The organism is Jonesia denitrificans DSM 20603, from assembly GCF_000024065.1.
In the GTDB taxonomy this organism is placed as follows: domain Bacteria; phylum Actinomycetota; class Actinomycetes; order Actinomycetales; family Cellulomonadaceae; genus Jonesia; species Jonesia denitrificans.
Genome location: NC_013174.1, coordinates 2738038 through 2749646 on the forward strand (window position 1 = coordinate 2738038; position 11609 = coordinate 2749646).

Consider the following 11609-nt stretch of genomic DNA (forward strand, 5'->3'; position numbering starts at 1 on the left):
AAAAACCCCCAGCCACCCCGTACGATAAACACAACGACCAGCCACAAGACAAGGAGGACACTGTGGCACACCTGCAGCCAGGTACCGTCATCGTCGCCCGGTACGACGTGTCCTTCCCCGTCCAACTACCCTGGGGGCACGGACAAGCCTGGCAAGCCACAGACCGCATCTTCTCCCGCGACGTGTTGCTCTACGACATCCCCCACTCACGGAGCGCCCACAGCCTCGCCACCGCCCGAGACATCGCGCAACTCACCACTGACGGTCTCATCAGGATCGTTGACATCCTCAGCAAAGGCGACGACCACTACGTCATCACCGAAAAACCCCAAGGCACCACACTCCTCGACCTCCTGGCCTCTGGGCCACTTCCCGTCGCCCAGGCTCGTGCAATCATCGGGACCATCGCGACGACACTCGACCACACCCACGAACACAAATACCCGCACGGGCACCTCACCCCCGCTCACATTTGGCTCTCCGGGTCACGCATCGCCGTCCACGGAATTGCCGCCCGCAACATTCTTGGCGACAACGACAACCTCGGAACCACCGAAGCCATCGAACGAGACATTCGCGGACTAGCCGCCCTCTACTACTTCATGCTGACCGGGATCATGCCGGACTACACATCCCGAGAACCCCGCATCATTCCGCTGACCGATGCGCTCCCCACCCGAGACACCGACGTCACCACACTCACCGTCGGTATCCTCATGTCCAACACCGCCTCCGTGCGCAGCGCTGAATCCTTCCTCGCCCACCTCGCCGAGTGGGACCCCGAGGATGTGCCGTACCTCGACGACGACACAGCCACACCCGCCACCCCCACATCCCCAGACGATGCAGCCCCCACCCAGGTCACACGCACAAGCACCCGCGTCGCACTCAACCCTGGCCGCATCTCCCGGGTCCCCGGCACACCACCAGTCGCTACGATGAAAAAACCACCAGAATCAATCCCGCCCGCAACCACCACAGCGAAGACAGCCACCGTGACACAACACACCCAGCCACCTGTCCCCCAACGCACCTCCGTCCTCGCCCACTCCCCCAACACCGCACGAACCGGCACACCATTACCTCAACCCGACACCGAACCACCCTCCCGGTACCGCGCATCGTCAATCATCACCCTTGTGTTCTTCGGAGTGCTGCTCCTGGGCGGACTGATCTGGGCAGTCACCACCTTCAATGCCCCCTACGAGCCTGCCATTGTCGCCCCATCGGGACGCCCCACACCTCCCGCCGACGGCGACGCAGCCCCAGGTGACGACGACGGAAACGGTGCTGCCGAACCCACCCAAACACCCGAAGAAATCATCGTCCCCGTCATCGCATCCGCCACAGCTCTGGACCCCCAAGGCGACGAGAACGAACACCCCGAACTCGAAGACCGCCTGGTTGACGGCGACCCCACACAAGTGTGGTACTCCCGCACCTACAGCACCCCGGCGTTCGGCAACCTCAAAAAAGGCATCGGAATCGCCATCACCCTCGAGAAGGAAGCACCCGTTTCCTCCCTGCTCATCTCCTCCGACAACACCGGAGGGAACGTCCAAATTCGTGCCACCTCAGCGGACAAACCCACTGATGGGAAAGTCCTCGCCGAAGGCCCACTCGACGGCGACACACAACTGAAATTCGACTCCCCTGTCACCACGGACACCCTCGTGTTGTGGTTCACCGAACTCCCCCAACAAGGCACCGACAACCGGGCCTACATCTACGAAATCTCTGTCGCCTAACCCCCTCACCGCGCCCCGAGAATAAACAAACACATCAGTTTGTTACCCTAAGCGCAACCACCGCACCGCGCGGGTACCGCGCCACAGTCTCCTGCGCCAACAGAAGGAAACCACGTGTCTGACACAGCAACCCACGACGTCATCATTATCGGTTCCGGACCAGCCGGATACACGGCGGCAATCTACGCCGCCCGCGCCGGACTTTCCCCACTCGTCCTCGCAGGCTCCATCACCGCAGGTGGTGCTCTAATGAACACCACAGAAGTAGAGAACTTCCCCGGTTTCCCCGATGCCATCATGGGTCCAGCACTCATGGAAAACATGCAAAAACAAGCCGAAACATTCGGCGCCACCATCGAATGGGATGACGCCGAAACCCTCGAACTCACCTCAGACATCAAAACCATCACCACCGCAAACGGTGACACCTACCGTGCAAAAGCAATCATCCTCGCGACCGGTTCCGCCTACCGGGAACTCGGTCTCGACGACGAAAAGCGACTGTCCGGTAAAGGCGTCTCCTGGTGCGCCACCTGCGATGGGTTCTTCTTCCGTGACCAAGACATCATCGTTGTCGGTGGGGGTGACTCCGCCATGGAAGAAGCCACTTTCCTTACCCGCTTCGCCCGCTCCGTCACCATCGTGCACCGCCGTGACGAACTACGCGCATCGAAAATCATGGAAGAACGGGCCCGGAACAATGAAAAGATTCGGTTCATCTTCAACAGTGAAGTTGTCGCCATTCACGGTGACGACAAAGTGAGCGGTGTCCGCCTCCGTGACACTGTCACCCAAGAAGAAACCGAACACGACGCCACCGGTGTCTTTATTGCCATCGGTCACGACCCACGCAGCGAACTCATCAACACCCAAGTCGACACCGATGCCAACGGGTACGTTCTCGTCAAAGGACGCTCCACCCTCACCAACCTGCCCGGTGTCTTCGCCTGTGGTGACCTCGTAGACCACACCTACCGTCAAGCCATCACTGCCGCCGGCTCAGGATGCTCCGCCGCACTTGACGCCCAGCACTACCTTGAATCCCTCAACGACTAAGGAACACACCATGTCACACACTGTTGCCGTCACCGACGCAACCTTCGACACCGCAGTTCTCCAGTCCGACATTCCAGTGCTCGTCGACTTTTGGGCGGAATGGTGCGGGCCATGCCGCCAAGTGGCACCCATCCTTGAAGAGCTGGCTGAAGAATACGCGGGTCGCATCACCATCGCGAAACTCGACACTGATGCCAACCCAGCCACCACGATGAAATACGGCATCGTGTCCATCCCTACCTTGAACATCTACAAGGGCGGAGAAGTCGTCGCGACCATTGTGGGTGGACGGCCACGTCGTCAACTCGCCCAAGAGATCGACGCTGTCCTCGCCCAGTAGAGTCCACATCAACCCACTCACAGCGCGCATGGTGGAGGTGTTACCCCATCGTGCGCGCTCTGTGTATGTGGTGTGAAAGAATCCCACAATGATTCCACCATGTGACGCAACGCGGGGCTGCTGTAGGACATTACCCGCCGTGCATGCGAAACTGGCTAGGTGACCGCTCAAACACCACCAAGTAAGGGAACACGGCTTGACCCGTGGTTCGGCTCCTACGCCCAACGCGCTCACAACATGCGCGCCTCCGAGGTGCGAGCGTTATTCGCGGTCGCTAACCGCCCCGAAGTGGTCTCCCTGGCTGGTGGGATGCCCAACCTCAACGACCTTCCCATGGACATCATCTCGAAGACGGTGTCTGACGTTGTCCTCCACGAAGGGCTTGTCGCACTCCAATACGGGTCTGGGCAAGGCCACGAACGCCTCCGTGAACACATCCTTGACGTCATGCGACTCGAAGGAATCAGCGCACACCCTGACGATGTTGTGGTCACAACCGGTTCCCAGCAAGCGCTAGACCTTGTCACCAGGATTTTTATTGATCCCGGTGACGTCATCGTGGCCGAAGCACCCTCCTACGTTGGGGCCCTCTCCGTGTTCCGGTCCTACGAGGCGGACGTTGCTCACGTTCCACTGGACGCACACGGCCTCATTCCTGCCGCTCTCGAAGAAACTCTGACCCGCCTGGAACGCGAGGGGCGGCGCGCCAAGTTTCTCTACACCATCCCGAATTTCCACAACCCTGCCGGCGTCACCATTTCTCTGGAACGGCGCCACGAAATCATTGAGATCTGCCAACGACACGGCCTGCTCATTGTGGAAGATAACCCCTACGGCCTCCTGGGGTTCGACGGTACCACCCACCCCGCGATGCGTTCCTTCGACGAAGACGGCATTATCTACCTGGGATCATTCTCAAAAACTTTCGCCCCCGGTTTCCGTATCGGGTGGGCGGTCGCACCGCACGCTGTCCGGGAGAAACTGGTGTTAGCCGCTGAGTCGGCCATCCTGTGTCCCTCTCACGCATCGCAACTCGCAATCTCTGCCTACCTGGAACAGTGTGACTGGCAGGGGCAGATCGCTGAGTTTCGAACGATGTACAAGGGTCGGCGCGACGCGATGATCTCGGCGTTGAGCGAACACCTGCCTGATGCATCGTGGAACGTTCCTGATGGTGGTTTCTACACGTGGGTGAAACTTCCCCCTGGATTGGATGCCAAGTCGATGCTCCCGCGCGCGGTCACCGGTCGTGTGGCCTACGTTCCTGGTACTGCTTTTTACTACGACGGAACCGGAGCCGATCACATGCGGCTGAGTTTCTGTTATCCCACTGAAGACAACATCCGTGAGGGTGTTCGCCGTCTCGCCCATGTTGTTAGTCAAGAACGCGACGCCGTGGAGTTGTTTGGGACGAGCCCACAACTTGATGACGTCACCGATGTCGATGCACCAGGACCGGATATCGCATGAGCTCTCACCCTTTTGTTGTCATTCTTGCTGGCGGGCTTTCCCATGAACGTGACGTGTCTCTACGCTCGGGACGCCGGGTTGCTGAGGCGTTACGCAGCACCGGTATGACTGTTTCTGTTGTTGATGTGGACGCCCAGTTGCTTCCTCGTCTTCAGTCTCATCGTCCCGATTTGGTGTGGCCGTTGCTCCATGGGGCTAGTGGTGAGGACGGGTCAATCCGTGACGTTCTTGAGCTTCTCGATTTGCCGTATTTGGGCACTCGCCCACGGGAGTCACGTGTTGCCTGGAATAAACCAGTGGCAAAGGCCGTCTTGGCTGCTGCTGGTGTCCTCACGCCCTCGTACGTGACTTTGCCTCAGAGTTTGTTTCGTGAACTTGGTGCACGCTCTGTCATGGAGCCGGTCACTGCCAAGCTTGGACTACCGTTGGTGGTGAAGCCTGCTCAAGGTGGCTCCGCGTTGGGTGTCACCTTGGTGACGTCTGCGGAGCAGCTTCCGCAAGCACTGGTTGATTGTTTTGCGTACGGCGATCTTGCTCTCATTGAAGAGGCAATTACAGGTACTGAGGTGTCGGTGTCGGTCGTCGAGTCGCCGGATGTGACGGCGCTCCCCGCCGTGGAAATCATCACTGACGGTCCTTATGATTACGATGCTCGGTATAACCCAGGTCGCACCCAGTATTTTACGCCTGCTCGTTTGGACCCAGAAATTGCCGATGCGGCCGCCCGTGTTGCGTTGACCGCACACACGACGTTGGGGTTACGGCATGTGTCACGCTCGGACCTCATTATTGATGGTAAGGGTCAGGTCTGGTTCCTTGAGGTGAATGTGGCGCCGGGGATGACGGAGACGTCGCTTCTTCCTCAAGCTGTTGTTGCTTCTGGACAGTCTCTTCCTGACGCTTACTCGTCGTGGGTTCGTGCTGCGTTGGTTGTTGCTGATTCGGCGGCGCAGTAGCGTTTTTTGCTTCGTGCGGGGACGAATATTCACAAAAACAGGGCGTAGAGCCCTGTTTTTGTTTGTCAGTGCGCCATCACCCTACCCCCTACGCAAAAGTGACTCACAGAGCCATTTCTGTGAGTCACTTTTGGGCGTTTAGTGAGTTATTTGCGCTCTCTTCGCTGAGCCTCGCTGATGACACAGTTGACTAACAGCTGAACCCCATTATTGTGCTGATTGCGTTGCGGAACCTGCCGGTGACACGCCACCAACTTCTGGAGCCATCATCTCCAAAATTCGATCGAGGTCTTCCAATGTCGCAAACTCCACTGTGAGGCGTCCCTTCGTCTTTCCTAGGTTCACTTTCACCCGGGTATCAAAACGGTCGGACAACCGTGACGAGAGTGACTCCGCAACTTCGTTGGGGACAGAAGCCCGGCGTACTGGCTTTTTCGTGTCCCCACCTGCAGACATCGTGACAGCTTCTTCTGTCGCACGGACGGACAAACCCTCCGACACAATACGTTGTGCCAGTTTCTCCATGTCTGCTGTTTGAGAAAGGCCAAGAAGGGCACGTGCATGCCCTGCACTCAACACTCCCGCAGCGACACGACGCTGGACAAGAGGCGGCAGGTTCAAGAGCCGCAACGTGTTGGAGATCTGGGGACGCGACCGGGAAATCCTGGTGGCCAATTCTTCGTGTGTGCATTCGAAATCGTCCAGTAATTGGCGGTAAGCAGCTGCCTCTTCTAAGGGATTGAGCGCACTCCGATGGAGGTTTTCGAGGAGTGCGTCACGCAACATCGCAGAATCATCTGTGTCCCGGATAATCGCCGGGATTGTGTCTAATCCTGCTTCACGTGTGGCACGCCAGCGACGTTCCCCCATGATGAGCTCGTAGTCGCCCTCAGACTTTTGCCGAACGACAACCGGCTGCAGCACACCAATTTCCCGGATGGATCCGACAAGCTCGTCGAGTTCACCTTCATCAAAGTTCACACGAGGTTGGCGGGGGTTCGGTGTGATGGCGTCAGTGGGGATCTCAGCGAACCGTGCACCGGGCACGGGAACAAGTTCAGATTCCGGCGCTGTGTGACGTCTCGTTCCCCCCTGCCGTGCACGTGGTTGATCTCCCACGGGAGGAACCGCGCTGGCATTGTCCGGCGTGTCAGTGGAGGTTCTGCGACGTGGCGGAGCTTGCAGCACTTCGCGAGCGCCGTGCGACAACAAGCTTGGCTTCGTTGCCGCCGCTTCTTGTGGTGACCGGTTATCGGGGAAGAATACGTCAACTGGTCTATCGTTGTCCCCGCTGGTGGGAATGAGAGCCCCTAGCCCGCGCCCCAAACCACGCTTCTTCTCACTCATCGTGTCCTTCTTCCTTCGTAACTCACCGATTTGTTAGTGATCGTGTTGGAGCTTGCAGGCCATTTCATATGCAGCCTGACGGTATGCCAGGGCCCCCGTGGATGTCGGTTCATACGACACAACAGTTTGTCCATAGGACGGGGCTTCTGACACTCGAACTGATCGCGGGATTGTGGTGTCGAGCGTTTGGGCAGAGAAGTGTTCACGCACTTCTCCAACTACCTGTTGGGCAAGGTTGGTACGTCCGTCATACATGGTGAGCAAAATCGTGGAGACATGAAGTTCACGGTTGAGGTGAGCTTGGATCATCTCAATGGTTTTCAGAAGTTGGCTGAGACCTTCAAGTGCGTAGTACTCACATTGGATGGGGATGAGCACTTCGCGCCCCGTCACAAAGGCGTTCACTGTCAGAAGGCCAAGGCTAGGTGGGCAATCAACGAAAACATAGTCGATGCGCGGCAGCCCTTGCTCGTCTCGTTGCGTCAAGTAGTCATCGAGTGCCCGTCGAAGTCGTGTTTCACGTGAAACAAGCGACACCAATTCGATCTCAGCTCCCGATAGATCAATCGTTGCTGGAACAACCAAGAGGTTGGGAAACTCAGGGCACGGAACGACTGTCTCAGCCATAGACATCCCGTCAACCAGCACATCATAAATCGAGGGCACACCTGAATGATGATCGACCCCCAAAGCAGTGGAGGCGTTACCTTGCGGATCAGAGTCGATGACCAGAACGTTGAGACCTCCTTGCGCCATCGATGCTGCCAGGTTCACTGTTGAGGTTGTCTTCCCCACCCCACCCTTTTGGTTCGCCACGGTGATGATGCGCGTGCGATCTGGTTTCGGGTACTGCAAACCTTGCAACGTCATTCGCCGTCGCGTGTCTTCAGCCAGTTGCGCGGCCAGTGGCGTGGAGTCGTCGATGTCCGGAATGCTGCTCACTACGTTCTCGATTCGTGTGTCTCGGGTCATCACCGTATCTACAGTGAGACGTGGTCACTCTCACCGCACGCCCATCCATGGTGACCGGCCATGCTCTCCCGACGTTGCCAGGGGGCGATGAACCGAAGAAGGCGGTAACTCAACGATACTGTGCGGACGCGCGACACGCAGTAACGACTCTCCCTCAGTCGCGAATGAACATTTCCCACCCCTGGGCGACCTGCACGGTCAAGGAGGAATCACAAAGATCACAGTGCCGCCTACTCCCCTCATGATCTTCGCCAAACTTTGTGACACAAGAAAGCGGTCAATGTTTCACGTGAAACATTGACCGCTTTTTGCGATGATGAAGGGACCCCAAAATAGTCGGCTACACCCCTTGGCGCGCAACGGTGACAACCGTTGTTGGCTCCACTTGTTCGAGTGTGGGTGCAGAACTAATCACAGGTTCACCCATCGAGTACTTCCTGAACACCTTACGGGCGGGATCAACTTCAGCAGCAACGTTTCGCCCCTTCAAAAGAACGAGCATCCCCTGTGGCTCAAGAAGCGGCAATGCCCAACGGGACAATTTATCCAACGCAGCAACTGCCCGTGCGGTCACAACATCAACGGTGAATGCACCATGAAACTCTTCAGCTCGCCCCCGAAGGACCTCGACATTGTCAAGGTCTAAAGTTTCCACCATCTCTTCGAGCCACACACAACGTCGTTCCATTGGTTCAACGAGGCGAACGTGTGCTTCCGGTCGCATACAAGCAATCACAAGGCCAGGGAGCCCCGCACCGCTCCCAAGGTCAGCAACGGATGACCCTTCGGGAATGAACGGAACAACAGCAGCAGAATTGAGGATATGGCGATCCCATAGTCGATCAAGTTCCCGTGGGCCAATCAGCCCTCTCTTCTCTCCCTCGTGAGCGAGATTGGTCGCAAACTTTTCGATTCGTTCGAAGGAAGCACCAAAGTATCGTTCTACATCGTCGCGTTGAAGATGGGTGTCCATACATGTTCTCCTTGTGACAGGAAGGGCCCGCACGGTTCCGTGCGGGCCCTTCCTCCCAGACGTTACTGTGCTGGTGAAATTTCGATGTAGCGGTCGGGGTCCACTCCGTGTGACTCGCTGGTTAGACCAGCTTCTGTGACAACGTCGTGCACGACTTTCCGTTCAAATGCGTTGAGTGGCTCAAGCGCTACAGCTCGGCCCGTTGACCTCACTTTCGCAATGGCGTCTTGAGCAAGTTTTGTGAGTTCAGTACGACGCGATGCTCGGTATCCGGCAATGTCGAGCATTAACCGACTACGCTCCCCTGTTTTCGTTTGTACAGCGAGACGTGTGAGCTCTTGCAAAGCCTCAAGCACTTCACCGTCACGACCAACAAGCGGTCGGATCGACGAGTCGTCCTCTGCAATGATCGCGACAGATGCCCGATCGTGTTCCACATCGATTTCGATATCCCCGTCAAGGTCGGCGATGTCAAGAATCTCTTCGAGATAGTCGGCCGCGACGTCTCCCTCTTCCTCGAGTTGAGTAATGCGCTTGCGATCAAGTTGGGTTCCTGATCCCATGTCTGCTCCTTGAGTATTCATCTCGGACATCACTTCTTCCGCTTGCGTCGGTTTTTCCGCTGCGGCTGTTCGCGTTGTCCGCGGGGCTGTTCGATGACGGTGGGTTTTTCTGGTTCTTCAATGATGATGCCCTTCTTCGCAGCTTTCCGAGCCTTGCGCTCATTCATGCGTTTTTCTGCTTCGGAACCTGGAGTGGGCATACGGTTGATGGTGTAGAACTGCTGGCCAGTTGACCAGAGGTTAGAAACGACCCAGTAGATCAGCACACCGATGGGGAAGTTCACACCGGACACGGCCATCATCCCGGGGATGAGGTAAAGCATGATCTTTTGGGTTTGCGCCATGGGGCCCTGCATCGCAGATGCAGGCATATTCTTCATAGTGAGTTGGCGTTGTGTGATATAAAGCGTGGCACACATGAGCACGATAAGAACAGCAGACACGATCTTTGTGTTCGGGTCTGTTGGCTCGTGAAGGAAAGTTGACGACAAACTCGCCCCAAAAAGCTGCGAGTTCTCAATCTGAGTGGCAACCTCGGTATTAATTGGGCCAATTGCACTACCGCCAGCGGCGATTTCGTCGAGACCGTTGAGCACACGGAAAAGACCAAAGAAGATGGGCGTCTGCAACAGAATAGGCATGCATGACGCCAGCGGGTTTGTGCCGTGTTTTGAGTACAGTGCCATGGTTTCCCGTCCCATGGCTTCACGGGATGCGGGATCAGTCTTATTCTTGTACTTCTTTTGAATTGCCTGCAGTTCGGGTTGGATCATCTGCATGGCCCGGGATGCTTTGATCTGTTTGAAGAACAGCGGGATGATCAACACCCGGATCACAATGGTGAGACCAACGACTGCAAGGATCCATGCAACACCGGACCCATCAGGCAGTCCAAGGAAGACAAAGAACGTGTGGCATAGATACATAATCCATGCCACAGCCCATTCGATGGGCGCGAGGAACGCGAAGAAATCCACTAGCTACTCCTGTGCTTGGCACGTGCTGTGCGGGGAAGTTCTCACTGAAGGTGACGTGGTTGGACAAAGTTCACCATCGTGGAGGGCTGGGGGTTCGGGATGACGCGTGACTGTTGGGGGAACATCATCGATCCCGCCGGGTGTCCAGGGAACACACCGGAGTAGGCGCCACGCAGCAAGGCGAGTACCGCGGAAAAAACCGTGACGTTGAATCGCGGTTGTTGCGTAGTGCGAACAAGTAGGGTGATAGCGGCATGTTGGCCCGGTAAGCACAGAGATATACCGCTGATAGAACAAGATGATCTGAAGAGCGCCTCTTCCGGCAGCGGACGTTCCCTGCGTCATGCGCGTGCTCCTCGTTTGTGTCGACACATCGACACCAGGCGGACATAGTCACGTTCTAAAAGCTCGTAACGTGCTGTTGCAGCTGTGGGGAGTGCTCGGACCACGAGCACCTCTCCTGGGTGAAGAAGATTGAGGTGTTCGCGAGTAATCGCTCTGAGTCGGCGCTTCACTTTGTTTCGGGTCACTGCATTTCCCACGGCCTTAGATACAACAAAACCGACCAGTGCTGGCCCATCTGGGATGTCGTGATGAGTTCCCAGATGGACCACCATGGTCGATTTTCCTGCGCGCACACCCCGTCGAACTGTGTGACCGAAATGGTCACTTTCTCGAAGACGGTGTGCGGAAGGTAGCACCGCTATCAGACGGTGAGTTCAGCGCGGCCCTTACGGCGGCGTGCTGCGAGGATTGCGCGCCCGGCGCGGGTACGCATACGCAGACGGAAGCCGTGGGTCTTTGCGCGACGCCGGTTGTTCGGCTGGTAAGTCCGCTTGCTCACGAGGTTCTCCAAAATGCTCAGTGCGCACTGCAGTGTCGCACGGGTGGTCTCAGTGTTTTCCCTGTGCTCGGTGAGCAATCTTCGCGGAGTGGCCCCTTTTCAGGGCATGCAAAGACAGTAGGGAATCAACCATAAAACGGTACGCCAGAATGACTCGCGGGGTCAATCTGCACGGGCAACCTAGCGTTGTGTTACTCATCACCGTACCAGTCCTTGTGCCTGTGTGTGGCGTGAAGTTGTCCACAGGTATCCACAAACATCCCATCACCCTGTGGATACGCCTGTGGATAACTTATTCACCCGTCACCCCGGGGGAGAAAAACTACACTTGTGGGATTCTCAAAGGCGCTTGAACACTGGTAT

Annotated in this window: 13 protein-coding genes; 5 read left to right on the forward strand and 8 right to left on the reverse strand. The window is 57.0% G+C overall.

What is annotated here, in order from left to right; genetic code table 11:
• Nucleotides 1–62 precede the first annotated feature (62 nt).
• The 5 genes from JDEN_RS12775 to JDEN_RS12795 all read left to right on the forward strand — a co-directional run bounded on the left by JDEN_RS12775 (nucleotide 63) and on the right by JDEN_RS12795 (nucleotide 5570).
• Entirely contained in the window at nucleotides 63–1748 is a 1686-nt protein-coding gene (locus tag JDEN_RS12775) for a protein kinase family protein (RefSeq protein ID WP_015772789.1), read from the forward strand.
• A gap of 114 nt (nucleotides 1749–1862) precedes the next feature.
• The gene (gene trxB / locus JDEN_RS12780; protein ID WP_015772790.1) at nucleotides 1863–2804 is read left to right on the forward strand and encodes a thioredoxin-disulfide reductase; all 942 of its coding nucleotides are present in this window, start codon (nucleotides 1863–1865) and stop codon (nucleotides 2802–2804) included.
• Nucleotides 2805–2814: 10 nt separating this feature from the next.
• Nucleotides 2815–3144: a thioredoxin gene (gene trxA / locus JDEN_RS12785; protein ID WP_015772791.1), complete on the forward strand. Its 330-nt coding sequence runs from the start codon at nucleotides 2815–2817 to the stop codon at nucleotides 3142–3144.
• A gap of 159 nt (nucleotides 3145–3303) precedes the next feature.
• Nucleotides 3304–4614 (forward strand): aminotransferase-like domain-containing protein, encoded by a 1311-nt coding sequence (locus tag JDEN_RS12790; RefSeq protein ID WP_015772792.1) that lies wholly within the window; start codon nucleotides 3304–3306, stop codon nucleotides 4612–4614.
• Complete coding sequence (locus JDEN_RS12795) at nucleotides 4611–5570, forward strand: D-alanine--D-alanine ligase family protein (RefSeq protein WP_015772793.1); 960 nt, start codon at nucleotides 4611–4613, stop codon at nucleotides 5568–5570. The genes JDEN_RS12790 and JDEN_RS12795 overlap by 4 nt, the downstream gene beginning before the upstream one ends.
• Nucleotides 5571–5777: 207 nt before the next feature.
• Here JDEN_RS12795 and JDEN_RS12800 read toward each other — a convergent pair whose 3' ends face one another.
• The 8 genes from JDEN_RS12800 to rpmH all read right to left on the reverse strand — a co-directional run bounded on the left by JDEN_RS12800 (nucleotide 5778) and on the right by rpmH (nucleotide 11246).
• Nucleotides 5778–6917, reverse strand: a complete 1140-nt coding sequence (locus tag JDEN_RS12800) for a ParB/RepB/Spo0J family partition protein (protein ID WP_015772794.1) — start codon at nucleotides 6915–6917, stop codon at nucleotides 5778–5780.
• 33 nt (nucleotides 6918–6950) lie between these two features.
• Complete coding sequence (locus JDEN_RS12805) at nucleotides 6951–7859, reverse strand: ParA family protein (RefSeq protein WP_269149081.1); 909 nt, start codon at nucleotides 7857–7859, stop codon at nucleotides 6951–6953.
• A 370-nt stretch (nucleotides 7860–8229) separates the two neighbouring features.
• Nucleotides 8230–8862 (reverse strand): 16S rRNA (guanine(527)-N(7))-methyltransferase RsmG, encoded by a 633-nt coding sequence (rsmG, locus tag JDEN_RS12810; protein WP_015772796.1) that lies wholly within the window; start codon nucleotides 8860–8862, stop codon nucleotides 8230–8232.
• Between the two features lie 62 nt (nucleotides 8863–8924).
• The gene (locus JDEN_RS12815; protein WP_226926641.1) at nucleotides 8925–9446 is read right to left on the reverse strand and encodes a Jag family protein; all 522 of its coding nucleotides are present in this window, start codon (nucleotides 9444–9446) and stop codon (nucleotides 8925–8927) included.
• A gap of 8 nt (nucleotides 9447–9454) precedes the next feature.
• Nucleotides 9455–10402, reverse strand: a complete 948-nt coding sequence (gene yidC / locus JDEN_RS12820; RefSeq protein WP_015772798.1) for a membrane protein insertase YidC — start codon at nucleotides 10400–10402, stop codon at nucleotides 9455–9457.
• A gap of 3 nt (nucleotides 10403–10405) precedes the next feature.
• A complete protein-coding gene (gene yidD, locus JDEN_RS13560; protein WP_015772799.1) occupies nucleotides 10406–10747 on the reverse strand; it encodes a membrane protein insertion efficiency factor YidD in 342 nt (113 codons plus the stop codon).
• A complete protein-coding gene (gene rnpA / locus JDEN_RS12825) occupies nucleotides 10744–11103 on the reverse strand; it encodes a ribonuclease P protein component (RefSeq protein WP_041287949.1) in 360 nt (119 codons plus the stop codon). Before rnpA ends, yidD begins: the two co-directional genes overlap by 4 nt.
• Before the next feature lie 5 nt (nucleotides 11104–11108).
• Entirely contained in the window at nucleotides 11109–11246 is a 138-nt protein-coding gene (rpmH, locus tag JDEN_RS13565; RefSeq protein WP_015772801.1) for a 50S ribosomal protein L34, read from the reverse strand.
• Nucleotides 11247–11609 lie beyond the last annotated feature (363 nt).

Bases quoted from the DNA above. Each gene is read 5' to 3' on its own strand.
- trxA (WP_015772791.1), top strand. From the start codon at position 2,815: ATGTCACACACTGTTGCCGTCACCGACGCAACCTTCGACACCGCAGTT.
- JDEN_RS12795 (WP_015772793.1), top strand. From the start codon at position 4,611: ATGAGCTCTCACCCTTTTGTTGTCATTCTTGCTGGCGGGCTTTCCCAT.
- JDEN_RS12800 (WP_015772794.1), bottom strand. From the start codon at position 6,917: ATGAGTGAGAAGAAGCGTGGTTTGGGGCGCGGGCTAGGGGCTCTCATT.
- rsmG (WP_015772796.1), bottom strand. From the start codon at position 8,862: ATGGACACCCATCTTCAACGCGACGATGTAGAACGATACTTTGGTGCT.
- JDEN_RS12815 (WP_226926641.1), bottom strand. From the start codon at position 9,446: ATGAATACTCAAGGAGCAGACATGGGATCAGGAACCCAACTTGATCGC.
- yidD (WP_015772799.1), bottom strand. From the start codon at position 10,747: ATGACGCAGGGAACGTCCGCTGCCGGAAGAGGCGCTCTTCAGATCATC.